Source organism: Paraoerskovia sediminicola (genome assembly GCF_030296575.1).
GTDB classification, from domain to species: domain Bacteria; phylum Actinomycetota; class Actinomycetes; order Actinomycetales; family Cellulomonadaceae; genus Paraoerskovia; species Paraoerskovia sediminicola.
Map to the genome: position 1 here is coordinate 415,287 of NZ_AP027729.1, position 26,187 is coordinate 441,473.

17 protein-coding genes and 6 pseudogenes are annotated in these 26,187 nt (G+C 72.9%); 8 read left to right on the top strand and 15 right to left on the bottom strand.

Features of this window, described 5'->3' with window-relative positions:
• Window positions 1-42: 42 nt before the first annotated feature.
• The 9 genes and pseudogenes from QUE47_RS02045 to pdhA all read right to left on the bottom strand — a co-directional run bounded on the left by QUE47_RS02045 (window position 43) and on the right by pdhA (window position 9,946).
• Window positions 43-900 (bottom strand): HpcH/HpaI aldolase/citrate lyase family protein, encoded by an 858-nt coding sequence (locus QUE47_RS02045; RefSeq protein WP_286218363.1) that lies wholly within the window; start codon window positions 898-900, stop codon window positions 43-45.
• A complete protein-coding gene (locus QUE47_RS02050; protein ID WP_286218364.1) occupies window positions 897-1,445 on the bottom strand; it encodes a MaoC family dehydratase in 549 nt (182 codons plus the stop codon). Before QUE47_RS02050 ends, QUE47_RS02045 begins: the two co-directional genes overlap by 4 nt.
• Window positions 1,442-2,605, bottom strand: coding sequence for an acyl-CoA dehydrogenase family protein (locus QUE47_RS02055; protein WP_286218365.1), 1,164 nt, complete (start codon window positions 2,603-2,605; stop codon window positions 1,442-1,444). Before QUE47_RS02055 ends, QUE47_RS02050 begins: the two co-directional genes overlap by 4 nt.
• Window positions 2,605-2,949 (bottom strand): acyl-CoA carboxylase biotin carboxyl carrier protein subunit, encoded by a 345-nt coding sequence (locus QUE47_RS16420; protein WP_350227715.1) that lies wholly within the window; start codon window positions 2,947-2,949, stop codon window positions 2,605-2,607. Before QUE47_RS16420 ends, QUE47_RS02055 begins: the two co-directional genes overlap by 1 nt.
• A gap of 98 nt (window positions 2,950-3,047) precedes the next feature.
• Window positions 3,048-4,715 (bottom strand): annotated as a pseudogene (locus tag QUE47_RS02060) (ATP-binding protein); the annotation flags it as partial.
• Window positions 4,715-6,273: pseudogene (locus QUE47_RS02065) on the bottom strand (carboxyl transferase domain-containing protein). The pseudogenes QUE47_RS02060 and QUE47_RS02065, both read right to left, overlap by 1 nt.
• Window positions 6,270-7,710 (bottom strand): annotated as a pseudogene (locus tag QUE47_RS17080) (dihydrolipoamide acetyltransferase family protein). Before QUE47_RS17080 ends, QUE47_RS02065 begins: the two co-directional pseudogenes overlap by 4 nt.
• Window positions 7,707-8,657, bottom strand: a complete 951-nt coding sequence (locus QUE47_RS02075; protein ID WP_286219357.1) for an alpha-ketoacid dehydrogenase subunit beta — start codon at window positions 8,655-8,657, stop codon at window positions 7,707-7,709. The pseudogene QUE47_RS17080 and the gene QUE47_RS02075 overlap by 4 nt, the downstream one beginning before the upstream one ends.
• 137 nt (window positions 8,658-8,794) lie before the next feature.
• Window positions 8,795-9,946, bottom strand: coding sequence for a pyruvate dehydrogenase (acetyl-transferring) E1 component subunit alpha (gene pdhA, locus QUE47_RS02080; RefSeq protein WP_286218366.1), 1,152 nt, complete (start codon window positions 9,944-9,946; stop codon window positions 8,795-8,797).
• Window positions 9,947-10,082: 136 nt separating this feature from the next.
• Between pdhA and QUE47_RS02085 the strand changes: the two genes are divergently transcribed.
• Entirely contained in the window at window positions 10,083-10,595 is a 513-nt protein-coding gene (locus QUE47_RS02085) for an Lrp/AsnC family transcriptional regulator (RefSeq protein WP_286218367.1), read from the top strand.
• On the opposite strand, the gene QUE47_RS02090 is transcribed toward QUE47_RS02085, so the two are convergent.
• Complete coding sequence (locus QUE47_RS02090) at window positions 10,528-11,433, bottom strand: SURF1 family protein (RefSeq protein WP_286218368.1); 906 nt, start codon at window positions 11,431-11,433, stop codon at window positions 10,528-10,530. The two genes, QUE47_RS02085 and QUE47_RS02090, sit on opposite strands and share 68 nt — an antisense overlap.
• Window positions 11,434-11,624: 191 nt before the next feature.
• On the opposite strand from QUE47_RS02090, the pseudogene QUE47_RS02095 reads away from it, so the two are divergent.
• From QUE47_RS02095 to QUE47_RS02110, 4 genes and pseudogenes are all read left to right on the top strand, one after another.
• Window positions 11,625-14,104, top strand: a pseudogene (locus QUE47_RS02095) (phosphoketolase family protein).
• Window positions 14,101-16,221 (top strand): phosphate acetyltransferase, encoded by a 2,121-nt coding sequence (pta, locus tag QUE47_RS02100; protein WP_286218369.1) that lies wholly within the window; start codon window positions 14,101-14,103, stop codon window positions 16,219-16,221. Before QUE47_RS02095 ends, pta begins: the two are co-directional and overlap by 4 nt.
• A pseudogene (locus QUE47_RS02105) lies at window positions 16,218-17,433 on the top strand (acetate kinase). The gene pta and the pseudogene QUE47_RS02105 overlap by 4 nt, the downstream one beginning before the upstream one ends.
• Window positions 17,434-17,452: 19 nt before the next feature.
• On the top strand, window positions 17,453-18,355 hold the full coding sequence (locus QUE47_RS02110) for a DUF4031 domain-containing protein (RefSeq protein WP_286218370.1): 903 nt from the start codon (window positions 17,453-17,455) through the stop codon (window positions 18,353-18,355).
• Here the strand turns inward: QUE47_RS02110 and QUE47_RS02115 are convergent.
• The gene (locus QUE47_RS02115; RefSeq protein ID WP_286218371.1) at window positions 18,345-18,824 is read right to left on the bottom strand and encodes a GNAT family acetyltransferase; all 480 of its coding nucleotides are present in this window, start codon (window positions 18,822-18,824) and stop codon (window positions 18,345-18,347) included. The genes QUE47_RS02110 and QUE47_RS02115 overlap by 11 nt on opposite strands.
• Window positions 18,821-19,944, bottom strand: a pseudogene (locus tag QUE47_RS02120) (GuaB3 family IMP dehydrogenase-related protein). Before QUE47_RS02120 ends, QUE47_RS02115 begins: the two are co-directional and overlap by 4 nt.
• Before the next feature lie 148 nt (window positions 19,945-20,092).
• On the opposite strand from QUE47_RS02120, the gene QUE47_RS02125 reads away from it, so the two are divergent.
• Both QUE47_RS02125 and QUE47_RS02130 read left to right on the top strand, forming a co-directional pair.
• Window positions 20,093-20,836, top strand: coding sequence for an exonuclease domain-containing protein (locus QUE47_RS02125; protein WP_286218373.1), 744 nt, complete (start codon window positions 20,093-20,095; stop codon window positions 20,834-20,836).
• 105 nt (window positions 20,837-20,941) lie between these two features.
• Complete coding sequence (locus tag QUE47_RS02130) at window positions 20,942-22,480, top strand: helix-turn-helix domain-containing protein (protein ID WP_286218374.1); 1,539 nt, start codon at window positions 20,942-20,944, stop codon at window positions 22,478-22,480.
• A gap of 42 nt (window positions 22,481-22,522) precedes the next feature.
• On the opposite strand, the gene guaB is transcribed toward QUE47_RS02130, so the two are convergent.
• Both guaB and QUE47_RS02140 read right to left on the bottom strand, forming a co-directional pair.
• Window positions 22,523-23,998, bottom strand: coding sequence for an IMP dehydrogenase (guaB, locus tag QUE47_RS02135; protein WP_286219358.1), 1,476 nt, complete (start codon window positions 23,996-23,998; stop codon window positions 22,523-22,525).
• A 93-nt stretch (window positions 23,999-24,091) separates the two neighbouring features.
• On the bottom strand, window positions 24,092-25,372 hold the full coding sequence (locus tag QUE47_RS02140; protein ID WP_286218375.1) for a MerR family transcriptional regulator: 1,281 nt from the start codon (window positions 25,370-25,372) through the stop codon (window positions 24,092-24,094).
• Window positions 25,373-25,531: 159 nt separating this feature from the next.
• On the opposite strand from QUE47_RS02140, the gene QUE47_RS02145 reads away from it, so the two are divergent.
• Window positions 25,532-25,813 carry a WhiB family transcriptional regulator gene (locus QUE47_RS02145; protein ID WP_286218376.1) on the top strand — a complete coding sequence of 94 codons (282 nt, stop codon included), beginning with the start codon at window positions 25,532-25,534 and terminating at the stop codon, window positions 25,811-25,813.
• 65 nt (window positions 25,814-25,878) lie between these two features.
• On the opposite strand, the gene groES is transcribed toward QUE47_RS02145, so the two are convergent.
• On the bottom strand, window positions 25,879-26,175 hold the full coding sequence (groES, locus tag QUE47_RS02150) for a co-chaperone GroES (protein ID WP_286218377.1): 297 nt from the start codon (window positions 26,173-26,175) through the stop codon (window positions 25,879-25,881).
• Window positions 26,176-26,187 lie beyond the last annotated feature (12 nt).

The following is a 26,187-nucleotide window of genomic DNA, read 5'->3' on the forward strand; positions in this document are numbered from 1 at the left end:
GCAGCCGTTCCGACGGGTGAGAACACCGCCGTGCTCGAATCGTTAGGATCGCGGCGTGGCACGGCGGACGACGGCCTCGGCCTGCTTGAGCAGCGGCCCGTCGATCATCCGGCCCTCGTGGACGAAGACGCCGTCGTGGCCCTCCGCGGCGGCGAGGAGCCCGCGGGCGGCGGTCACGTCGCCCTCCGGGGGCGCGTAGGCCGCACGGATCACGGCGACGTGCGACGGGTGGACGCACGCGGTGGCCGCGAACCCGACCGCGGCGGCGTCCTCGGCCTCGACCCGGAGGCCGTCGAGATCGTCGACCGCCAGGTGGACGGCGTCGATCGCCGCGACACCTGCCGCGCCCGCCGCGAGCAGCACCGTCGACCGCGCGTGCCGCGCGACGTCCCGGTAGCGGCCGTCGGCCCGCCGGCTCGACGTCCCGCCGAGGGAGGCCACCAGGTCGTCGGCGCCCCACATCAGGGCCACCACCTCGGGCCGTCGGGCCAGCTCGGCGGCCGCGACCACGCCGGCCGCGGTCTCGCACAGCGCGACGACGCGGCACTCCCCCAGCCGCGCGTCCAGGGTCGCGGGCAGCGACGCGTCGGCCTTGGCGACCATGACGGTCCGGAACGACGTACCGGCGAGCGCATCGAGGTCGGCTCGGTGGTCGGGCGTCCCGACCGGGTTGACCCGGACGACGACCCGCTCCGGGTCCAGCGCCCGGCTCGCGGCCACGACGGCGCGCCGTGCCTCGGCCCTGCCCGCCGGCGCCACACCGTCCTCCAGGTCGAGGATCACCGCGTCGGCACGGTCGAGCGCCTTCGCGTACCGGTCGGGGCGGTCCGCGGGGCAGAAGAGCAGCGCCGGGCCGAGGTCGAAGGCCGGCTCCGTGGCGCTGGTCCGTGCGGCGCTCATCCGTCGGCGTCCCGTTCCGAGCCCGTGCCCCGGTCCTGCTCGCGCTGCTCGTGCGCAGCCCGCTCCCACAGCATGACCTGCCGGGTCGCCGACGCGACGAGCACGCCGTCCTGGTTGAGCCCGCGGTGCTCGAGCACCGCGATCCCCTGGCCGGGGCGCGACCGCGAGGCTCGCACGGAGCTCACCCGGGTCTCGGCGTACAGGGTGTCGCCGTGGAAGACCGGGGCGGGGAACACGACGTCCGACAGCCCGAGGTTCGCGACGATCGTGCCCTGGGTGAGCTGCGCGACCGAGGCCCCGACGAGCGTCGAGAGCGTGAGCATCGAGTTGACGAGGCGACGCCCGAAGGGCTGGGTCTCGGCCCAGGCGGCGTCGAGGTGGAGCGCCTGGGTGTTCATCGTCAGGGTCGTGAAGAGCACGTTGTCGGCCTCGGTGAGCGTGCGGCCGGGGCGGTGCAGGTAGCGCACGCCCGTCTCGAGCTCGTCGAGGTAGAGCCCTCGCTGCACGACGGTCCGCTCGCCGGCGGCCGCCCCGTCCTCGCTCATGCGACCAGCCCCAGGTCCCGCGCGATGATCATGAGCTGGACCTCGGTCGTGCCCTCCCCGACCTCGAGGACCTTCGAGTCGCGGTAGTGGCGCGCGACCGGGTTCTCGTTGAGGAACCCGTAGCCGCCGAAGATCTGCGACGCGTCACGGGCGTTGGCCATCGCGGCCTCGCTGCTGACGAGCTTCGCGATCGACGCCTCGGTCTTGAAGGGCCGCCCGTGGACGATCCGCTGCGCCGCGTCCTGGTAGCACAGGCGAGCCTGGTGCACCCGGGCCTGCATGCGCGCGATCGTGAAGGCCACGTGCTGGTTCGAGCCGATCGACCGGCCGAACACCTCGCGCGTCGACGCGTACCGCACGGCCTCCTCGAGGCAACCCTGCGCGGCTCCCGTGGCGAGGGCGGCGAAGGCCACGCGGCCCTCGTCGAGCACCTCGAGGAAGTTCGCGTACCCGCGGCCCCGCTCGCCCAGCAGGTTCGCCTCAGGGACGCGCACGTCGTCGAACGCGAGGGGGTGGGTGTCCGACGTGTGCCAGCCGACCTTGTCGTAGGCGGGGCCGACCGTGAACCCCGGCGTGCCCGAGGGGACGAGCAGGCAGGAGAGCTCGGGCGCGGTGCTCCCGTCCGACCGCACGCGCTCGCCCGTGACGGCCGTGACCGTGACGACGCTGGTGATGGGCGTCCCTGAGTTGGTGATGAACTGCTTGGTCCCGTCGACGCGCCACTCGCCGTCCTCCAGCACGGCGGTCGTGCGGGTGGCCCCGGCGTCCGATCCCGCCTCCGCCTCGGTGAGCCCGAACGCCGCGAGCGCGCGACCCGTGAGCAGGTCGGGCAGCCAGCGCTCCTGCTGCTCGGGCGTCCCGTGCCGCACGATGGGCATGATCCCGAGGCCGACGCCGGCCTCGAGCGTGACGGCGATCGACTGGTCGACGCGGGCGAGCGCCTCGACCGCGAGGCACAGCGACAGGTAGTCCTTGCCGCCGCCGCCCAGGTCCTCGGGGAACGGCAGGCCGAAGAGTCCGAGGTCGCCCATCCCGGCGATGATCTCCAGCGGCAGCCGCCGCTCGGTGTCGTACCGGTACGCGGCCGGGGCGACGACGTCGTCCGCGAACTCGCGCACGGTCGCGGCGAGCTTCTCCTGCTCGGCGGTGAGCTCGGTCATCAGGACTCTCCTTCGGGGGTGGCGGCAGGGTGGACGACGGCGACGACCTGGTCGGCGCGGACGAGGTCGCCCACGCGCGCGCTCAGGCTGACCGTCCCGGCGTGCGGGGCGAGGAGGCGGCGCTCCATCTTCATGGCCTCGACGGTGAGGAGGGTGGCCCCTGCGGGGACGTCGTCGCCGTCGTCGACGTCGACCGCGACGACCGTGCCCGGCATCGCCGAGCGGACCTCCGGGTCCGTGGCGGACGACGGCCGGCCCCGCGCCGCTCGTGCGGCGGCCTCGGTCTCCGCGCGCGACGGCACGGCGAGACGCACGGCTCGCCCCGCGCGGAAGACGTGCACCATCCCTTCGTGGAGCGCGACGCGCACCGGCTCGCCGACCCCGTCGACCGTCAGGCGCCGCAGGCCGGTCGGTCCTGGCCCGGGTGCGGGTGCGGGTGTCAGCACGCAGCGCCGCGGGTCGTCGCCGTCCACCGAGACGAGCAGCAGATCGTGCCCGACGACGCGGCCCACGTCGTCGACGTCCGGTGCCACGAGAACCACGTGGTCGCGGCCGACGTCGTCTCGGACGACCGTGCGGCGCGGCGCGGGGGCCGCCGCCGCGCGCCAGCCGTCGAGCGCCCACGGGTCGCGCGCCGTCCCGCTCCCTGTCGTCGCCAGCGCCGCGACCACCAGGTCTGCGGCGGTCGCCACGGCCTCGCCCTCGACGCCCGTCGCGACGGCGTCGACGATGCCGGTGTGCAGCCGGCCCGCGACGACCTCGTCGTCGGCGAGCAGCGTCCGCAGGAACCCCACGTTCGTGTCGACCCCGAGCACGACGGTCTCCGCGAGCGCCCGGTCCAGGCGGGCGAGCGCCTCGTCGCGGTCGCCGCCGTGGGCGACGACCTTCGCGAGCATCGGGTCGTAGTGACCGGTGACCTCATCGCCCTCGCGGAGCCCCGAGTCGACGCGCACCCCGGGACCGGTCGGCTCGTCGAGCACGAGCACCGTCCCGGTCGCGGGGACGAAGCCCCGCCCGGGCGCCTCCGCGTAGACCCGTGCCTCGATCGCGTGCCCGCGCAGGCGGACGTCGTCCTGCCCGAACGCGAGCGGCTGCCCTGCGGCGACCCGCAGCTGGGCCTCGACGAGGTCGAGCCCGGTCACCGCCTCGGTCACCGGGTGCTCGACCTGGAGGCGGGTGTTCATCTCGATGAACCAGGCGGTCGCCGGGTCGTCGGCGGGCACGAGGAGCTCGACGGTCCCCGCGCCGACGTACCCGACGCTGCGGGCCACGTCGCACGCGAGGGCGCCGAGCCGCTCGCGGTGCGCGGCGCCGTCGGCCAGACCGGCGAACAGGGCGGACGGCGCCTCCTCGACCACCTTCTGGTGGCGACGCTGCAGCGAGCACTCGCGCTCCCCCAGGTGGACCACGTGGCCGTGGGTGTCGGCGAGCACCTGCACCTCGATGTGCCGGGGCCGCTCGACGAGCCGTTCGAGCAGGAGGGAGTCGTCACCGAACGACGCCGCCGCCACGCGGCGCGCGGAGCGCAGCGCCCCGGGGAGGTCGGACGACGTCGCGACGACCTCCATCCCCTTGCCCCCTCCCCTGCCGCGGGCTTCACGAGCAGCGGGAACCCGACGTCGGCGGCGCGGGCGGCCAGCGCGTGGTCGTCGAGGCCGGGCTCGTCGGTGCCCGGCACCACGGGGACGCCCGCGCTCGCGACGCGCTGCTTCGCCGCGATCTTGTCGGCCATCACCTCGAGCGCCTCGACGCCCGGGCCCACGAAGACGATCCCGGCCGCCGCGCACGCCCTGGCGAGCGTCGGGCTCTCGCTCAGGAACCCGTAGCCGGGGTGGATCGCCTCGGCCCCGGTGGCGACCGCGGCAGCGACCACCGCGTCGACGTCGAGGTAGCTCTGCGCCGCGGGCGCCGGGCCGAGGCGCACCGCGACGTCTGCGAGCGCGACGTGCCGCGCTCCTGCGTCGGCGTCGGAGTGCACGGCGACCGAGCGGACGCCCAGGCGCCGGAGCGTGCCGATGACGCGGCACGCGATCTCGCCGCGGTTCGCGACGAGGACGGTCGAGAAGGGGCGGGGGCCCGACTGACTCGGCACAGGTGTCGGCACGGCCATCACATCCGGAACAGGCCGAAGCCCGGGTCGGGCAGCGGGGAGCGTGCGCAGACGGCGAGCGCGAGCCCGAGGACGCGGCGGGTGTCGAGCGGGTCGAGGATCCCGTCGTCCCACATCCGCGCGGTCGCGTGGTACGGGTCGCCCCGGTCCTCGTACTCCTGGTCGATCCTGTCGCGGAAGGCGGCCTCGTCGTCGTCCGACCACTCCTCCTCCCGCTCGGCGAGCTGGTCGCGGCGGACCGTGGCGAGCACGGCGGCGGCCTGCCGGCCGCCCATCACGGAGATGCGGCTCGCGGGCCAGGACCACAGGAACCTCGGCGAGTACGCGCGCCCGCACATCGAGTAGTTGCCCGCGCCGAACGACCCGCCGACGATCACGGTGAGCTTGGGGACCCGCGTCGTGGCGACAGCGGTGACCATCTTGGCGCCGTCCTTGGCGATCCCCCGGCCTCCGCGTCGCGGCCGACGAGGAACCCCGAGACGTTCTGCAGGAACAGCAGCGGCACCCCGCGCTGGTCGCAGAGCTCGACGAAGTGCGCGCCCTTGAGCGCCGACGCCCCGAGGAGGACGCCGTTGTTCGCGACGATGCCGACCGGGTGGCCGTGGATCCGCGCGAAGCCGGTGACGAGCGTCTGCCCGTACTCGGCCTTGAACTCGTCGAACCGGGACCCGTCGACGAGCCGGACGACGATCTCGCGCGCGTCGTACAGCTCCTGGACGTCGGTCGGAACGACCTCGTACAGCGACTGCGGGTCCACGGTCGGCTCCTGCGGCTCGAGGACCTCCCACGCCGGCGCGGGGTCCGGGGGCAGGGTCGCCACGATGTGCCGCACCCGCTCGAGCGCGTCCGCGTCGTCGTCCGCGAGGTGGTCGACCACGCCGGACCGGCGGGCGTGGAGCTCGCCGCCGCCCAGCTCCTCCGCCGTCACGACCTCGCCGATCGCTGCCCGCACGAGCGGCGGCCCACCGAGGAACACGGTCCCCTGACCGCGCACGATCACCGACTCGTCGCTCATCGCCGGGACGTACGCGCCCCCGGCCGTGCACGAGCCGAGCACCGCGGAGATCTGCGCGATCCCGGCCGCCGAGAGCCTCGCCTGCTGGTAGAAGATCCGTCCGAAGTGGTCGCGGTCCGGGAACACCTCGTCCTGCATGGGCAGGAACGCCCCGCCGGAGTCGACCAGGTACACGCACGGGAGCCGGTTCTCGAGCGCGATCTCCTGGGCGCGCAGGTGCTTCTTCACCGTCATCGGGTAGTACGTGCCGCCCTTGACCGTCGCGTCGTTGCAGACCACCATCACCTGGCGCCCGACGACGAGCCCGATCCCCGCGACGACCCCCGCACCCGGGGCGCCGCCGTCGTACATCCCGTACGCCGCGAGCGGGGCGACCTCCAGGAACGGGCTCCCCTCGTCGAGGAGCCGGTCGACCCGGTCGCGCGGCAGGAGCTTGCCGCGCGCGACGTGCTTCTCGCGGGCGCGCTCCGGCCCGCCGCGCGCCGCGTCGGCCAGCCGACGGCGCAGCGTGTCGGCCAGCGCGCGCTGCGACGACCCGGTCATGGCCGACCCACCAGGAGGGAGAGGGTCGGGTCCTCGAGGAGAGCGCCGACGTCCGCCAGGAACCGGGCGGCCTGCTCGCCGTCGACCACCCGGTGGTCGAACGTCAGCCCGAGGGTCAGGACGTCGCGCAGAGCCACCTGCCCCTCGTGCTCCCACGGCCGACGCCGTACCGCGCCGAGCCCGAGGATCGCGGCCTGGCCGGGGACCAGGATCGGCGTCCCGGCGTCGACCCCGAAGACGCCCACGTTCGTGATGGTGAAGGTGCCGCCGCGCAGCCGCTCGGGCGCCGTCCGGCCCTCGCGCGCCGTCGCGACGAGGTCCGCGAGCGCCGCCGCGAGGTCGGGGAGGGCGAGGGCGTCGGCGTCCGGGAGGTGCGGGACGACGAGACCACGCTCGGTCGCGACGGCGACGCCCAGGTCGACGTACCCGTGCTCGACGATCGACGCCGCGCCGTCGTCGTCCTCTGCTGCGTCCCACCGGCTGTTGACCGCCGGGTGGCGCGCAGCGAGGACGCACACGCAGCGCGCGACGAGCGCGAGCAGGAGACCCGCGCCTCGCCCGCGAGCGGGTGCCCCCGCCACCGGTCCAGCGCGGCCGACGTCGCCGTCGCGTCGACGGTGAGGAAGACGGTCGCCTGGGGCGCGGACGCGACGCTGGCGACCATGGCCTCGGCGGTGCTGCGGCGGACGCCGCGCACGGGGGTCCGGTGCTGGGGACGGGTGGCTGGAAGGCCCTGGCGGGCGGCGGGAGCGCTCTGGCGGGCGGCGGGAGGGCCCTGGCGGGTGGTGGGAAGACTCCCGTGGTGGCTGACGCATGCGAGGACGTCGTCCCGCATGACCAGCCCGTCGGGCCCCGACCCGTCGATCCGCTCGATGTGCACGCCCAGGTGCCGCGCAAGCGCTCGGACCGGCGGTGTGGAGCGGGGTCGCTCGCCCGGCTGCTCGTCCTGGCGATCGTCACGGTGCTCGCTCCGGTGCGCGCTGACCCCTGCCCCGGTCTGCGGCGCCGACGTGCGCGCCGCGGTCCGTGCCGTCGTGCTGCCTCTGCGCGCGCGCCGGGCCGGGCGGCCCAGCCGCTCCGGGCGTGCGCCGTAGCCGACGAGGTTCGGCGGGGCCGGGTCGTCCTCCGGCTCAGGCACAGGCTCCGGACCGGGTGCGGGTTCGGGTTCCCGCTCGTCGTCCCGCTCGTTCTCCGCGTCCTCGACCTCGAACGTCACCAGCGGGTCGCCGACGTTCACGGTCTCGCCCTCGCGGGCGTGGAGCGCCGCGACCGTCCCCGCGAACGGCGAGGGAGGTCGACGAGGGCCTTGGCGGTCTCCACCTCGGCGAGCACCTCGTTGAGGTCGACGTGGTCGCCGGCGGCGACGCACCAGCGCACGACGTCCGACTCGGTCAGGCCTTCACCGAGGTCGGGCAGACGGAACTCCTGCGTGCTCATCGCGTCGCCACCCCGCCTCGGCCGAGCACCCGGTCCACGCCGTCGAGGATCCGGTCGAGGTCGGGCAGGTGGTGCTGCTCGAGCCGGGCCGGCGGGTACGGGACGTCGTGGCCGGTCACCCGCAAAGGCGCCGCCTCGAGGTGCTCGAAGCACCGCTCGGTCACCGTCGCGGCGATCTCGGCCCCGAGCCCGCACGTCCGCGCGGCCTCGTGCGTGACCACGAGGCGGCCGGTGCGACGCACCGACGCGGCCACGGTCGCGTGGTCGATCGGTGACAGCGAGCGCAGGTCGACGACCTCGATCGAGACCCCCTCGTCCGCGGCGGCCGAGGCGGCGTCGAGCGCGGTCCCGACGAGCCCGCCCCAGGTCACGAGGGTCACGTCGGTGCCCGTGCGCAGGACCCGGGCGGCGTCCATGGGGAGCGCGGCGTCGAGCTCGATCGCCTCGTCGACCTCGCCCTTGACGTGGTACCGCCGCTTGGGCTCGAAGAAGATCACCGGGTCGTCGCAGGCGATCGCCTGCCGCAGCACCGTGCACGCGTCCTGCGGGTCGGCGACCGAGACGACGCGCAGGCCAGCGGTGTGGGCGAAGTACGCCTCGGGCGACTCGGAGTGGTGCTCCGCGGCCCCGATCCCACCGCCCACCGGGATCCTGATCGTCACCGGCATGGGGACCCGACCCGCGGTGCGCGCGTGCATGCGGGCGAGCTGCGACACGATCTGGTCGAAGGTGACGTACACGAAGCCGTCGAACTGGATCTCGACGACCGGCCTGAACCCCCGGAACGCCATGCCGATCGCCGTCCCGACGATCCCCGACTCGGCGAGCGGGGTGTCCACGACGCGGTGTCGACCGAACTGCTCCTGGAGGCCGTCGGTCACCCGGTAGACGCCCCCGAGCCGGCCGATGTCCTCCCCGAGGAGAACGACCTTCTCGTCGTCCGACATGGCGCGGCGCAACCCCGCCCCGAGCGCCCGGGAGAGCGTCAGCGTCGAGACGGCGCGCCCGCTCGTCGCCTGGCCGGCGCCGCCCGGCCCGGTCGTCTCGGTCGTCCCGGTCGCCCTGCTCGTCACCGTCGCGCTGCTCATGACTGTCCCTCCGTCACGTCGTCGTCGACGAACCCGTCGAGGTATTGGGCGTACTCGGCTCGCTGGGCGGCGAGGCCCGCGTGCTCCTGCGCGTGGACGTGGTCGAAGACGGTGAGCGGGTCCGGGTCGCGCAACGCGGTGCAGCCCGCGCGGACCGCCGCCGCGGCTCGATCGGCCGCCTCCTGGACCCGCGACTCCTCGTCGTCGTCGAGCACCCCAGCGCCGCGCAGGTATGCGGCGAAGCGGTCGACGGGGTCGCGCCGCGCCCACGCCTCGACCTCGGCGGCGTCGCGGTAACGGGTCGGGTCGTCCGCGGTGGTGTGCGGGCCGCGGCGGTACGTGACGGCCTCGACGAACGTGGGGCCTCCTCCGGTGCGCGCCCGGTCGAGGGCCTCGCGCGTCACGGCGAGCACGGCCAGGACGTCGTTGCCGTCCACCCTGACACCGGGAATCCCGAAGCCGGCGGACCGGTCGACGAGCGGCACCCGGGACTGGAGGTCGACCGGCTCGGAGATCGCCCACTGGTTGTTCTGGCAGAAGAAGACGACGGGTGCCTGGTACGTGGCCGCGAAGACGAAGGACTCGTTGACGTCGCCCTGGCTCATGGCCCCGTCCCCGAGGTAGGCCACGGCGACGTCGAGGTCGGGGCCGTCAGGGTCGTCAGCGCCGGAAGCGTTCACGGCCTCGGTCAGCACCCCCATGGCGTACCCGGTCGCGTGCAGCGCCTGCGCGCCGATGATCACCTGGGGCGAGGCCATGCGCACAGCGGTGGGGTCCCACCCGCAGGCCGCGATGCCGCGCCAGACCCGCACGAGGTCGACCAGCTCGACCCCGCGGCAGTAGGCGACGGCGTGCTCGCGATAGCTCGAGAAGACGAAGTCGTCGGGTCGCAGCGCGCGTCCGGACCCGATCTGCGCGGCCTCCTGGCCGAGCAGGGGCGGCCAGAGCGCGAGCTCGCCCTGCCGCTGGAGGGCCGTGGCCTCCGCGTCGATGCGGCGCACGACGACCATGTCCTCGTACAGCCCGCGCAGGGCCGCCTCGTCGAGGTCCTCGAGCCACCTGTCGTGGTCGGGCGCCGCGTGGCGGGTGCCGTCCGCGTCGAGGAGCCGGGCCACGCCGTCGCTCGGCGGGGCGTCCGTGACCGTCATCGTCCACCTCCGGACCGTCCCCGGGACGCACCATCGCGCCCCGTACGAGGGAACGTAGACCCGCGGGACGAACGGCACCAGAGACGATCCGTCGACCACGCAGTGTGATGCACGTCACCGCGCTACCGTGAGCGATATGCGCAGCTACGACGACATCGACCTGGATCTCCTGAACGCGCTCGTGGAGGACCCGCGGGGCACGATCGTCGCCCTCGCGCAGCGTCTGCGGATCTCGCGCAACACCGTGCACGCGCGGCTCGCGCACCTCGAGCAGGACGGGGCCCTGCTCGAGCTCGACCGCCGCATCAGCCCGGAGTTCCTCGGCCATCCCCTGCAGGCGTTCATCGAGGTCGAGGTCCGGCAGAAGCACCTGGCGCGGATCGTCGCGCGCATCGCGGAGATCCCCGAGGTCCTGCAGGCCCACGGGCACAGCGGCGCCGCCGACCTGCGCGTGCTCGTCGCCTGCCGCGACACCGACGACCTGTTCCGCACGGACGCCGCGATCCTCGGGATCGACGGGGTCCGGCGCACCCAGACGTCGCTGTCGATGGGCGAGCTGATCCCCTACCGGGTGCGGCCGCTCATGGAGCGCGCTCGTCACCTGCTGCACGAGCAGGCTCCGCCGGGTCAGGCACCTCGAGGTCGGTGATGCCCTTGCGCCCCGAGGCCTCGTCCTTCACGAGGCGCACCCAGAGCGCGACCGCGAAACCACCGAACAGGAACCACTGCAGCGCGTAGAACGCGTTGCGCAGGTCCAGCCCCTCGCCCCCGGAGACGGTGGGCCGCGGGAGCAGGGCGGGGCCGCCGTCCGACGCCGCGACCTGCTCGGGGTCGGAGGTGACGAGGACGCCGTACCCCGAGTAGATGGGCGGCCCCCACGCGTTGGCGAGGGTGGCGGTCGAGATGGCGTCGGTGTAGCCCTCGGGCAGCCCGCCGTCGCCCGCGGCCTCCCCCGCCTGGAGGTAGGCGGTCAACCGGACCGTGCCGGACGGCGGAGCGAGGGCCGGCCCGTCGAGGTCGGCCACCGTGACGTCCCCCGGCACCCAGCCCCGCACCACCGGGAGGACGGGCCTGCCCGAGAGGTCGGCCCACGACTCGCCCTGCGTGCCGTCGTCCGACACCCGCAGCGGGGTCAGGACGAGCGACCCCGGGACGCCGTCGAGGACGCGGTCGACCACGAGGAGCTGGCCGTCGGTCTCGTAGGTCCCCTCGACCCACGCCTGGCGGCCGACGAGCTCGCCGGGGAACCCCGACTGCGGGGGCAGCACGGTCCCGAGCCCGACGGGGCCGGCGCTGGTGAGCTCCGCCGCGGCCTGCTTCTCGGCGAGCTCGCCGCGCTCCTGGGCGCGGTCGATCTGCCAGATCCCCAGCCGGGCGCACACGCCCGCCGCCACGAGGAAGATCACGAGGAGCGCGATCATCCGCGGCCTGGTCGCCACGGACCAGAACCCTCGGCGGGCCGTCGTGGTCTCGTCGAGGTCGGTCACGGCACCACGGTAGTTGCGCATCCTGGACACTCGGAAACCGAGGTGCGTCACGAGGCGACACCATGACAGAAAGTTCCTGAGAGAAAGGAAATCAACGTCACACCGTTATCGGGGTGTGAGCGCGCGCACAAGGGTTGGCCATGCGGTTGTATGGGAAGCGCAAGGAGAACCCCGGCGTGCAGGAGCGTGCAATGAGCATCACGACACCTCGTCCGACCACCCGTGCCTGGGCGAAGGGAAGCGGGGACGTCACCTCCGAGACCCTCGGCACGATCGACCGCTGGTGGCGCGCCGCGAACTACCTCTCGGTCGGCCAGATCTACCTCCTGTCCAACCCCTGCTGCGCACCACGCTGTCCAAGGACGACGTCAAGCCCCGCCTCCTCGGCCACTGGGGCACCACGCCCGGGCTCACGTTCCTCTACGCGCACCTCAACCGCGCGATCGCCGAGCGCTCGCAGCCGACGATCTACGTCACCGGCCCCGGCCACGGCGGCCCGGGCCTGGTCGCCGCCGCCTACCTCGACCGCACCTACAGCGAGGTCTACCCCGACATCACCGAGGACGCCGAGGGCGTCAAGCGCCTGTTCCGGCAGTTCTCGTTCCCCGGCGGCATCCCGTCCCACGTCGCCCCCGAGACCCCGGGGTCGATCCACGAGGGCGGCGAGCTCGGCTACGCCCTGTCGCACGCCTACGGCGCCGCGTTCGACAACCCCGACCTGCTGGTCGCGACGGTCGTCGGCGACGGCGAGGCCGAGACCGGACCGCTCGCGACGAGCTGGCACTCCAACAAGTTCGTCAACCCGGCGCGCGACGGCGTCGTCCTGCCGATCCTGCACCTCAACGGGTACAAGATCGCCAACCCGACCGTCCTGGCCCGCATCGGCGACGACGAGCTCGAGGCGCTCATGGTCGGCTACGGGCACAAGCCGCACGTCTTCGTCGCCGGGTTCGACGACGAGTCGCACGAGGACGTCCACGCGCGCTTCGCGGCGCTGCTCGACGAGGTCCTCGACGAGATCGCCGACATCAAGGCCAAGGCCGCCGACGGCGACGAGTCCCGCCCGATGTGGCCGATGATCGTCTTCCGCACCCCCAAGGGCTGGACCGGCCCCGACTACATCGACGGCAAGAAGACGACCGGCTCGTGGCGGGCGCACCAGGTGCCTCTCGCCAACGCGCGCGACACCCCCGAGCACCTCGAGGTGCTCCACAGCTGGCTCGCCTCCTACAAGCCGGAGGAGCTGTTCGACGAGGACGGCAAGGCCGCCGACGACATCCGCGGGCTCGCCCCCGAGGGCCAGCTCCGGATGAGCGACAACCCCAACGGCAACGGCGGCCTGCTGCTCAAGGACCTGCGCCTGCCGGACTTCCGCGACTACGGCGTCGACGTGCCGGTGCCCGGCGGCTCGATCAGCGAGGCGCCGAAGATCCTCGGCACCTGGCTCACCGACGTGATCCGCCAGAACCCCGACAACTTCCGGATCTTCGGCCCCGACGAGACCGCGTCGAACCGCCTGCAGGCCGTCTTCGAGGAGACGGACAAGCAGTGGAACGCCGACTTCGTCGGCCCCGAGGTCGACGAGCACCTCGCGCGCGCCGGACGCGTCATGGAGATGCTCTCCGAGCACCAGTGCCAGGGCTGGCTCGAGGGCTACCTGCTCACCGGTCGCCACGGGCTGTTCAACTGCTACGAGGCGTTCATCCACATCATCGACTCGATGTTCAACCAGCACGCCAAGTGGTTGAAGGTCACCGACGACATCCCGTGGCGCCGACCGATCGCCAGCCTGAACTACCTGCTCTCGTCGCACGTGTGGCGCCAGGACCACAACGGGTTCAGCCACCAGGACCCGGGGTTCATCGACCACGTCGTCAACAAGAAGGCCGAGATCGTCCGGGTGTACCTGCCGCCGGACGCGAACACGCTCCTGTCGACGTACGACCACTGCCTGCGCAGCCGGCAGTACGTCAACGTCGTGGTGACCGGCAAGCAGCCCGCGCCGAACTTCCTGACGATGGACCAGGCCGTCGCGCACTGCACCCGCGGCCTCGGCATCTGGGACTGGGCCGGCACCGAGGTGGAGGGCGAGGAGCCGGACGTCGTGCTCGGCTGCGCCGGCGACGTCCCGACCCTCGAGGCCCTCGCGGCCGCGGACATCCTGCGCCGGGAGATCCCCGAGCTGAAGGTCCGCCTCGTCAACGTGGTCGACCTGATGCGGATGCAGGACGAGAAGGAGCACCCGCACGGGCTCTCCGACAAGGACTTCGACACCATCTTCACGAAGACCAAGCCGGTCATCTTCGCCTACCACGGCTACCCGTGGCTGATCCACCGCCTCACCTACCGCCGCAACGGGCACGCCAACATCCACGTGCGCGGGTATAAGGAAGAGGGCACCACGACGACGCCGTTCGACATGGTCATGCTCAACGACCTCGACCGGTTCCACCTGGTCATCGACGTCATCGACCGCGTGCCGTCACTCGGCACCAGCCGCGCCGGGCTGCGCCAGCGCATGGTCGACGCGCGGCTCGACGCCCGTGAGTACACGCGCGCCCACGGCGACGACCTGCCCGCCGTCCGCGACTGGGTCTGGCCCGCAGCGGCCGAGGCCGGTCTCGACACCGAGGTGGACGCGACCGTGGCCACCGGAGGAGACAACGAATGAGCGAGTTCGCTCGCAGCGTCTACATCACCAGCCCCGAGGGTGAGACCGGCAAGTCCACGGTCGCCCTCGGGGTGCTCGACCTCCTGGTCGCGCGGACCCGCAAGGTCGGCGTGTTCCGCCCGGTCGCGCGCACCAAGTCCCCGCCCGACGAGGGCGACCACGACCACGTGCTCGAGCTGCTGCTCGCCCACGACGGCGTGGACCTGACGTACGACGAGGCGATCGGCGTCACCTACGAGGACGTCCACCGTGACGCCGAGGCGGCCCTGTCGCAGATCGTCGCCCGCTTCCACGACGTCGCCGCCAAGTGCGACGCCGTCGTGATCGTCGGCACGGACTACACGGACGTCGCCGGGCCCACCGAGCTCTCCTTCAACGCGAGGATCGCGGCGAACCTGGGCGCTCCGGTGCTCCTGGTCGTCTCCGGCAAGGAGCGCGCCGCGGCCGAGGTCGTCCAGCTCGCCGAGGTCTCGGTGTCCGAGCTCCAGTCGCACCACGCCCAGATGGTCGGGGTCGTGGCTAACCGGTGCGTCCCCGACCGCCTCGACGACGTCCGCACCGCCATGGCGGAGGGCCCCGGCGCGCGCTGGGGCCTCCCCACCTGGGCCGTCCCGGACGACCCGTCCCTCACCGCCCCGACGGTCGAGGCGCTCATGGAGGCCGTCCACGGCCGCCTCGCCTTCGGCGACCGCGAGCTCCTCGGTCGCGAGGTGCTCGACGTCCTCGTCGGCGCCATGACGCTCGACAACATGCTCGAGCGGCTCACGGACGGCGCGATCGTCATCACGCCCGGCGACCGGGCCGAGCTGCTCATCGGGCTCATCGCCGCGCACTCGGCGCCGGGGTTCCCGTCCCTGGCCGGCATCATCCTCAACGGCGGCTTCTACCCGCCGCTGACGAGCGCCGACCTGGTGGCCGACCTCGACCCGCGCCTGCCGGTCATCCGTACCGACCTGGGGACGTTCCGCACGGCGAGCGCCGCCGCGAACGTCAAGGGGCGCGTGACCAAGGACTCGCAGCGCAAGATCGACACCGCGCGGGCGCTGTTCGAGCAGAACGTCGACGGCGCGGCGCTGCTCGAGACGCTCGACCTCCCGCGCGTCGGCGCCGTGACCCCGCTGATGTTCGAGTACGAGCTCATCAGCCGGGCTCGGGCGGACCGGAAGCGGATCGTGCTCCCCGAGGGTTCCGACGACCGGATCCTGCGCGCCGCCTCGACGCTGCTGGGCCGGCAGGTCGCCGACCTCACGATCCTCGGCGAGGAGAAGGAGATCCGCTCCCGCGCGATCGAGCTCGGCCTGAACCTCGACGCCGCGCACGTGCTCTCGACGCACGACCCGGCGCACGTCGAGCGGTTCTCCCACGAGTACGCGAAGATCCGGGCGCACAAGGGCATGACGGTCGAGCGCGCTCGGGAGATCGTCACCGGCGCCTCGTACTTCGGCACGATGATGGTCCACCTCGGCCTCGCCGACGGCATGGTCTCGGGGGCGGCGCACACCACCGCGCACACGATCCGGCCGTCGTTCGAGATCATCAAGACGGTCCCCGGCGTCTCCGTGGTGTCGTCGGTGTTCCTCATGTGCCTCGAGGACCGCGTCCTCGTGTACGGCGACTGCGCGGTCAACCCGGACCCGACCGCGACGCAGCTCGCGGACATCGCCATCTCCTCGGCCGCGACCGCCGCGCAGTTCGGGGTCGACCAGCGCATCGCGATGCTGTCCTACTCGACCGGGAGCTCCGGCTCCGGCGCCGACGTCGACAAGGTGCGCGAGGCGACCGCCCTGGCCCGGGAGCGGCGTCCCGACCTCGTCCTCGAAGGACCGATCCAGTACGACGCCGCGGTCGACGCGAGCGTGGCGGCGTCGAAGCTCCCCGGCTCGGACGTCGCGGGCAAGGCGACCGTGTTCATCTTTCCGGACCTCAACACGGGCAACAACACCTACAAGGCCGTCCAGCGGTCGGCGGGCGCCATCGCGATCGGCCCCGTGCTCCAGGGCCTGAACAAGCCGGTCAACGACCTGTCGCGCGGCGCCCTGGTGCAGGACATCGTCAACACCGTCGCGATCACGGCCATCCAGGCGCAGAACCCCACCGGAACCGGAGACGACGCATGAGCACCGCGACCCCAGCCACGCGAGCCACGGTGCTCGTGCTCAACTCGGGCTCGTCCTCGTTGAAGTACCAGCTCGTCGACCCTGCCACGGGTACCGCGCTCGCCGTGGGCCTCATGGAGCGGATCGGCCAGGACACCGGCCTCGTGAAGCACGAGGCCGGCCCCCGCGTGGCCAAGCGTGAGCTCCCGATCCCGGACCACGCGGCGGCGCTGACGATCGCCCTCGACCTGTTCGAGGAGGTCGGGCCGTCGCTCGCCGACGCGAACATCGTCGCGGTGGGCCACCGGGTCGTCCAGGGCGGGCCCCTGTTCGACGCGCCCGTGGTCGTCGACGACGCCGCCCTGTCCAAGATCGAAGGGCTCTCGCCTCTCGCCCCGCTGCACAACCCGGCGAACGCGACGGGTATCGCCGTCGGGCGCCGGCTGCTGCCCGACGTCCCGCACGTCGCGGTCTTCGACACCGGGTTCTTCCACGCGCTGCCCGCGGCGTCGGCGACCTACGCGCTGGCGAAGGACGTCGCGGAGAAGTTCAGCGTGCGCCGCTACGGGGCGCACGGCACCTCGCACGAGTTCGTCTCCAAGGCCGTCGCCGAGCTCCTCGGCCGCCCGCTCGAGGACCTGAACCAGATCGTGCTCCACCTCGGCAACGGCGCCTCGGCGTCCGCCATCAAGGGCGGGTCGCCGATCGACACGTCGATGGGGCTGACCCCCTCGAGGGGCTCGTCATGGGCACCCGGACCGGTGACATCGACCCGGCCGTGATCTTCCACCTCATCCGCAACGCGGGTTCTCGGTAGACGAGGTCGACGACATCGTCAACAAGCGGTCCGGCATGCTCGGGCTGTGCGGCGAGAGCGACTTCCGTCTCGTGCACGACCTGATCGCCAAGGGCGACGAGGACGCCCGCATCGCACTGGACGTCTACCTGCACCGGCTGAAGAAGTACATCGGGGGCTACACGGCCGTCCTCGGCGGCCTCGACGTCATCACGTTCACCGCGGGCATCGGCGAGAACGACGACGCCGTCCGAGCGGGGGCGCTCGACGGCCTCGAACACCTCGGGATCAAGCTCGACCCGGAGCTCAACGCCGGCCGGGTCAAGGAGCCGAAGATCGTCTCGACCGACGACTCCCCCGTCACCGTCGTGGTCTACCCGACGAACGAGGAGCTCGCGATCGCCCGGCACACGATGCGGACCGCCGGCCTGGACTGAGCCCGGAGCCCTCCGACCAGTGACCGTCCTCGTCGACCCTCCCTCGTGGCCCGCCCACGGCACGCTCTGGTCGCACCTCGTCTCCGACACGTCGCTCGACGAGCTGCACCGCTTCGCCGGGGCCGTCGGGATCGCCCGGCGAGCGTTCGACCTCGACCACTACGACGTGCCGGCCTCCCGGTACGACGAGCTCGTCGCGTCCGGGGCGGTGCCGGTCGGCGGACGCGACCTGGCGCGCCGGCTCGTCGCGTCCGGGCTGCGCGTCCCGGGCCGAGACCGACGGGCCGCGAAGGACGCAGCGCTGCTGGGCCGCTGGTCGGCGGTGTGGGCGTCGGAGCACCCGGCGCCGCTCGAGCTCGGCAGGTCGCTCCTCGATCGCTGGCACGAGCCGCACCGCACGTACCACGACGCGGCGCACCTGACGTTCGTGCTCGACTCGCTCGACCAGCTGCTCGCGGAGTCGCCCGGCACCGCGGGCCCACCCCGGACCCTCCACCTCGCGCTCTGGTTCCACGACGCGGTGCACGACGGCGTCGCCGGGGACGACGAGAAGCGCTCGGCAGCGCTCGCAGTCGAGTCGCTCACGCCCCTCCTCGAGCCCATCGACGTCGCCGAGGTCGCGCGTCTCGTGCGCCTCACCGCGACGCACGACCCCGATGCGGCCGACCTCGCCGGGGCGCTCGTGTGCGACGCCGACCTCGCGATCCTCGGGACGTCGTCCGACCGCTACGCGCGGTACGCGCGCCAGGTGCGCGCGAAGTACGCCCACGTCCCCGACGACGTCTTCGCTTCCGCTCGTGCAGAGGTGCTCGAGACGCTGCTGACCCGCCCCGCGCTCTACCGGACCGATCAGGGCCGGCGGGCCTGGGAGGCCCGGGCCCGCGCGAACGTCGGAGCGGAGATCGCGGCGCTCAGGAGGTGACGGATCGGTCGAGCGTCCGCGCGTCGTCCCCGTCGCCCAACCAACGACCCAGGACGGCCGTGTCCTGGTCCTCGTAGCCGAGCCGCTCGTAGAAGCCGACGACCGCCGCGTTCGACCGCCGGACCATGAGCTGCACCTTGCGCGCACCGAGCCGTCGCAGGCGCTGCTCCGCCGCGGCGACCGTGCGACCGCCCAGGCCGTGCCCGCGGAGGCTCTCGTGGACGGCAACGTAGTAGACCCACCCGCGATGACCGTCGACACCGAGCATCGCGGACGCGACGACCGCGCCGCCCGAGCGCGCGACGATCACCGCGGAGGTGGGGCCGCTGCGCGCCTGCGCGATGTCGGTGTACGGGTCGTTCCAGGGCCGGACCAGGCCGCACTCCCGCCACAGCGAGACGACCTGCTCGACGTCCGAGTCCTCGATGTCCGTGATCGCGACGTCGGTGAGCTCGACGGGCACCGTCACCGCGGCTGGTAGGGCGAGATCACGACCTCGACCCGCTGGAACTCCTTGAGGTCGGAGTACCCGGTCGTGGCCATCGCGCGCCGCAGGGCGCCGACGATGTTGAGGGTGCCGTCGGCCTGGCGACCGGGACCGAAGAGGACCTCCTCGAGCGTCCCGGCCGTCCCGACGCGGACACGCTCACCACGCGGGAGCTGCGGGTGGTGCGCCTCGGGGCCCCAGTGCCACCCCTGCCCGGGGGCCTCCTCGGCGCGCGCGAGCGCGGCACCCAGCATGACGGCGTCGGCGCCGCAGGCGACGGCCTTCACGAGGTCGCCGGAGTGCCCGACCCCCCGTCGGCGATGACGTGCACGTACCGGCCGCCGGACTCGTCGAGGTAGTCGCGGCGCGCCGCCGCGACGTCCGCGACCGCGGAGGCCATGGGCGCGTGGATGCCGAGCGAGACACGCGTGGTGTGGGCGGCCCCGCCGCCGAAGCCGACGAGGACGCCCGCGGCGCCCGTCCGCATCAGGTGCAGCGCGGCGGTGTAGGTCGACGCACCGCCGACGACCACCGGCACGTCGAGCTCGTAGATGAAGCGTTTGAGGTTGAGCGGCTCGGCGTTGCCGGAGACGTGCTCGGCGGAGACCGTCGTGCCGCGGATGACGAAGAGGTCGACGCCCGCATCGACCACGCTCTGGTAGTGCTCCTGCGTGCGCTGCGGCGAGAGCGCCCCGGCGACGGGGACGCCCGCCGCGCGGATCTCGCGCAGCCGCTCCGTGATGAGGTCGGGCTTGATGGGCTCTGCGTAGACCTGCTGCATGCGGCGGATCGCCTCGGTGGGCTCGAGGTTCGCGATCTCCGCGAGGATCGGCTCGGGCGACTCGTACCGGGTCCAGAGGCCCTCGAGGTCGAGGACGCCGAGCCCGCCGTGCCGGCCGAAGTCGATCGCCGTCGCGGGGCTCATCACCGAGTCCATCGGCGCCGCGATGATCGGCAGCTCGAAGTGGTAGGCGTCGATCTGCCACCCGACGGACACGTCCTTCGGGTCGCGGGTGCGCCTCGAGGGCACCACCGCGATGTCGTCGAACGAGTAGGCACGACGCCCACGCTTGCCTCGGCCGATCTCGATCTCGTTGCTCACGCGGTCAGCCTACCGGTCGGCGGGCCCTCGACCTGGTTGTCGGTGCCTCCTGGGAGAGTCGTTCCCGAGGGTCGGACGAGGCGACGCCGGACCGGCGGCAGCAGCGGAACCTGGCCGCGCGACAGGACGGAGCGAGGGCGTGAGGGACATGGGTTCGAGGGACACGGGTTCGAGCGGTGGGGGCTGGACGAGCGGTCCGCTGATCGGGTTCGACACCGAGACCACCGGGGTCGACGTGACGACCGACCGCGTCGTCACGGCCGCGCTCGTGCTCCGCGCGCCGGGGCGGCCCGCGTCGTCCCGGACCTGGTTGATCGACCCGGGGGTCGAGATCCCCGCCGAGGCGGCCGCCATCCACGGCATCACGACCGCGCACGCCCGCGCGCACGGCAGCGCGCCCGCCCCCGCGCTCGACGAGATCGCCGACGAGATCGTGGCGGCGCTGCGCGCCGACACCCCGGTCGTGGCGTACAACGCGGCGTTCGACCTGTCGATCCTCGACGCCGAGCTCCGCCGGCACGCGCTGCCGACGCTGCGCGAACGGCTGGGGCACGAGGTCGGGCCGGTCATCGACCCGCTCGTCCTGGACCGCGCGCTGGTGCGCAAGCGGTACGGCAAGCGCCGGCTCGGCGACCTGTGCCTGCACTACGGCGTCACCGCCGGCGCCGGAGGGCTCCACTCGGCCGACGTGGACGTCGAGGCGACGCTGGACGTGCTCGCGGCGATCGTCGCGGACCACCCCTGGGTCTCGACGAAAGACCTTGCCGAGATCCACCGCTTCCAGGTCGGCGCACACCGCACGTGGGCCGACGACTTCAACGCGTGGCGGCGGCGCCAGGGCTTCGAGGGGGCCGGCGCGTCCACGGCGTGGCCCTACTACGACCTGGTGTGACGAAATATCACGGACGGCATGGGATCGTCGGCAGATGTTGTGAAGGAGGCCCGAGACACGCCTGAGACCATGTCATGTATCTCATCGCTGAGATACGGTGCCGCCATGACGATCACCGAAGAGGCTCCGCAGCACCTCGCCCAGGTCGGCGCACTGATCCGCGGCGCGCGCCAGCACCAAGGTCTGACCCAGGCCCAGCTCGCCGACCGCTTGGGCACGAGCCAGAGCGCCGTGCACCGCATCGAGCAGGGCGCCCAGAACATCAGCCTCGACATGCTCGCCCGCGTCAGCGACGCGCTCGCGGCCGACATCGTCACGATCGGCGCGCCCAAGCACGCCCACCTGCGGGTGACGGGCGGCCAGACGCTCTCGGGGGCGATCCGGGTCAACTCGTCGAAGAACGCCGCCGTGGCTCTGCTGTGCGCGTCGCTGCTGAACCGCGGTCGCACGACCCTCCGCGACGTGGCGCGCATCGTCGAGGTCGACCGCATCCTCACCGTGCTCCGCAGCATCGGGGTCAGCACGAGCTGGTCGCCGAACGGGCGCGACCTCGTGATCGTCCGGCCCGCGCACCTCGACCTCGACGCGATCGACGCCGACACCGCGCGCCGCACCCGCTCCATCATCATGTTCCTGGGCCCCCTCCTCGGCCTCGAGGACACCTTCGCCCTCCCCTACGCCGGCGGCTGCGACCTGGGGACCAGGACCGTCGACCCGCACATGAGCGCGCTGCGCCACTTCGGGCTCGAGGTGACCGCGACCTCGGGCAACTACGACGGCACCGTCGACCGCACGCGGGGGGACATCACCGTGGTGCTGACGGAGCGCGGGGACACCGTCACCGAGAACGCGCTCATGGCCGCCGCGCTCCACGACGGCGCCACCACGATCCGCAACGCGAGCCCGAACTACATGGTCCAGGACCTCTGCTTCTTCCTCGAGCTCCTGGGCGTGCGCATCGAGGGCATCGGCACGACGACCCTCACGGTCCACGGCGTCCAGGAGATCGACACCGACGTGGAGTACGCCGTCTCGGAGGACCCGGTGGAGGCGATGAGCCTGCTCACGGCAGGAGTCGTCACGGGCTCCGAGATCACCGTCCAGCGCACGCCGATCGAGTTCATGGAGATCGAGCTCACGACGCTCTCCGAGATGGGTCTGCGCTACTCGCTCTCGGACGAGTACGTGGCCCGCAACGGCCGGACGAGGCTCGTGGACATCACCGTGCACCCGAGCGAGCTCGTGGCCCCGCGCGGGACGATCCACCCCATGCCGTTCCCCGGGCTGAACATCGACAACCTGCCGTTCTTCGCCGTGATCGCCGCGTGCGCGACCGGAAGCACCCTCATCCACGACTGGGTGTACGACGGCCGGGCGATCCACCTCACCGACCTCACCCGCCTGGGCGCCAACGTACGGCTGCTCGACTCGCACCGGCTCGACGTCACGGGCCCGACCCGCTGGTCCGGCGCGGAGGTGAGCTGCCCGCCGGCGCTGCGCCCCGCTGTCGTCATCCTGCTCGGCATGCTCGCGGCCAAGGGGACGTCCGTGCTCCGCAACGTCGACATCATCGCGCGCGGCTACGAGGACCTGGCGGCCCGCCTGCGCGAGCTCGGTGCGCAGATCGAGACGTTCCGGGACTGACCGGACCCGTCACCGGGAGCCTGCGCTCCCGGTGACGCGGTCTCAGCGGCCCGTGTAGTTCGGCGCTTCGACCGTCATCTGGATGTCGTGCGGGTGGGACTCCTTGAGCCCGGCCGGCGTGACGCGGACGAAGCGCCCCCGCTCCTGGAGCTCGGGGATCGTGTGCGCGCCGACGTAGAACATCGACTGCGCGAGACCGCCGACGAGCTGGTGCGAGACGGCGCCGAGCGGGCCGCGGTACGGGACCTGGCCCTCGATGCCCTCGGGGACGATCTTGTCGTCGCTCGCGACGTCGGCCTGGAAGTAGCGGTCCTTCGAGTAGGACTTCTTGCCGCGCGAGGCCATGGCGCCGATCGAGCCCATCCCCCGGTAGTGCTTGAACTGCTTGCCGTTGACGAAGACGAGGTCGCCGGGGCTCTCGTCGCAGCCCGCGAGCAGCGAGCCGAGCATGACCGTGTCCGCCCCCGCGACGAGCGCCTTCGCGATGTCGCCCGAGTACTGGAGCCCGCCGTCCCCGATCACGGGCACACCGGCGGGCTTGCACGCCTTGGCCGCCTCGTAGATGGCCGTGACCTGCGGTACGCCGACTCCTGCGACGACCCTCGTCGTGCAGATCGAGCCGGGGCCGACGCCGACCTTGACCGCGTCGGCCCCGGCGTCGACGAGCGCCTGCGCCGCGGCCCGCGTGGCGATGTTGCCGCCGATGACCTGCACGTGCGCGAACGCCGGGTCCGCCTTGAGCCTGCTGATCATGTCCAGCAGGAGCCGGGCGTGACCGTTCGCCGTGTCGGCGACCAGCACATCGACGCCCGCCTCGGCGAGCGCGGTCGCGCGCTCCCAGGCGTCACCGAAGAAGCCGATGGCTGCCCCCACCCGGAGGCGGCCGTCCCCGTCCTTCGTCGCGTTCGGGTACTGCTCGGTCTTGACGAAGTCCTTGACCGTGATGAGACCGCGCAGGCGACCGCCGTCGTCCACCAGCGGCAGCTTCTCGATCTTGTGCCGGCTCAGCAGTGCGGCTGCGTCGTCGCTGCTGATCCCCACGGGCGCGGTGACGAGGGGCATGCATGTCATGACCTCGCGGACCGTGAGCCGCTCGAAGTCCCCTGCCGGCACGAAGCGCAGGTCACGGTTCGTGATGATCCCGAGCAGCACCCCGTCGTCGTCGATGACAGGGAGCCCCGAGACCCGGTACTGACCGCACAGCGCGTCGAGCTCCGCGAGCGTGGCCTCCGGACCGACGGTGACGGGGTCGGTGACCATGCCCGACTCCGAGCGCTTCACGCGGTCGACGTGGTGCGCCTGGTCCGCGATGGAGAGGTTGCGGTGGAGGATCCCGATGCCGCCCTGCCGCGCCATCGCGACCGCCATGCGTGACTCCGTGACCGTGTCCATCGCGGCCGACAGGAGAGGTACGGCGACCTCGATGTCACGCGTCAGCCGAGAGGTCGTGTCGACCTCGCTCGGGATCACGTCGGTCTCGTTCGGCAGCAGCAGGACGTCGTCGTACGTCAGTCCCATGAAGCCGAAGGGGTCGTGGGTCGGGGCCGGGGCGGTGGTCGAGTCGCTCACCCCGCGAGTCTACGGCCGCGGCGGGGGCCGGTTCACCCGCGATCAGCCGACGGTGGCGAGGACCTCGTGGAGCAGCCCTGTGAAGCTGCGCACACGCAGGACGTTCGTGGCGAGCGGGAGCTCGGCCTCGACCGCGTCGTGGGAGAGCCCGACGAAGATCGGCAGCTCGGGGTTCGCCTCGTGGGTGGCGTCCACGACGTCGAGGACCGGGCGTTGCAGCGACGTGACCGCGACCACCGCGGCGGGCCGCACCATGGTGACGATCTCGAGGGAGCGGTGCGTGTTGGCCGGCCCCGTCACGATCTTGGCCGTCCCGCCACGAGACTCCAGGGCGGCCGCGAGCGCGTGCGCGGCGAGGGGCAGACGCTCCTCCGGGGCGACGAAGATGAGGACGATCCGCCGCATCCGGGACGGGTGGTTCGCCGGGGGCGCGCCGGCCGCGACAGCGATCGCCTCGCGCTCGCGCGCCGACCTGCGCAGCGCGTGCAGCGTCGCGTTGGCGAGCAGGACCACCGGGTCCTCCCCGGGGCCGGCGAGGACCGTCCGCTCGCGCAGGCGCCGGAACGCCGGGTCCACGAGGTTCGGCCACCACACGCCCGGGTCCGTCTCGGCGTCGATGTGCAGGAGCTCGTCGCAGAGGTCCTGGTCGTAGGCGATCGCGGCGTCCACGATGTCCGAGACCGACGGCGTGTGGGACGACGGAGCGTTGGACGGCGCCTGCGGGGCGCCGCGCCCGCGAGCGCCGTCGGCGCCGACGCCCGGCTCGGACCCGGGCGTCGGGAGCGCACGGAGCCGGGGGCGGCCAGGGGCCGACGGATCGGCGGCGCGCGGAGGCGCATCCGCGGCACCGACCGGCGCGAGACCGGACCGCCGCGCGCGGCCGGTGTCGCCGTCGGCTGCGTCGTCACCGGCAGGATCGGCGTCGCGGTCGGACGCGTCCCCGCGCTCGGACTTCTGCGCGGCGTCCTGGGGCTGCCCGGCGGCCCGCACGGCCCCGAGCATGCCGCCGCCGTCGCCCCAGGGGTCGATCTCGCTCACGTCGGCCTCGAGCGCCGACGCGGCGGCGTCGACCGGCGCGACGCCCTCGATCGTGAGCCCGCGCATGACGAGCAGCCGGGCGACGTCGTCCCCCGTGTACCGGCGGTGGGATCCGGCGGTGCGGCTCGACGGGCCGAGCCCGTAGCGCCGGTCCCAGGTGCGCAGCGTCGCCGGGGCCACCCCCAGGCGGCGGGCGACGGCGGCCACCGTCAGCGAGTGCCCGAGGGCACCCGAGTCCGTCCCACCACCGTCGCCGTCGCGAGAGGTGGGATCGGGAGGTGTCATGCCTCGATTGTGCCGAGCGTGATGACCCGCTGCCACCGCACCCCGCACCTTCTGCACGAATCGTGATGGGGCGGCCGCTGGGTGAACAAGGGCTGAACAGTCGAAGTTGTTCAGAACTGCCCCTTGAACAACTTCTGCAACGCTTGTAGGTTTACCGCCATGACAGAGATCTCGAGGTTGCCCGGTCCGGTGATGGAGCTGTGGGAGTGGCAGTACCAGGGGTCCTGCCGCGACCAGGACGACACCCTCTTCTTCCACCCGGAGGGCGAGCGCGGGTCGACCCGTCGCCGCCGCGCCGAGGCCGCCAAGGCGATCTGCCACGCGTGCCCGGTCATGATGCAGTGCCGCGAGCAGTCGCTGCGCGTCCGGGAGCCGTACGGCGTCTGGGGCGGGCTCTCCGAGGACGAGCGCAGCGCGATCCTCGCCCAGCAGGCGGGCTGACCCCGCGAGAACGCCGAAGCCCCCGCGACCATCGAGGTCGCGGGGGCTTCGTGATGTCGAGAGCGTCAGCTCACGACGACGGCGAGCACGTCGCGCGCCGAGAGGACCAGGAGGTCCTGGCCGTCGTACTTGACCTCGGTGCCGCCGTACTTGCTGTAGATGACCTTGTCACCCACGGCGACGTCGACGGGGACGCGGTTGCCGTTGTCGTCGACACGGCCCGGGCCCACGGCAAGGACCTCGCCCTCCTGGGGCTTCTCCTTGGCGGTGTCCGGGATGACGAGACCGGATGCGGTCGTGGTCTCGGCCTCGAGGGCCTTGACGACGATCCGATCCTCGAGCGGCTTGATGGAGACCGACACGTCGGACCTCCC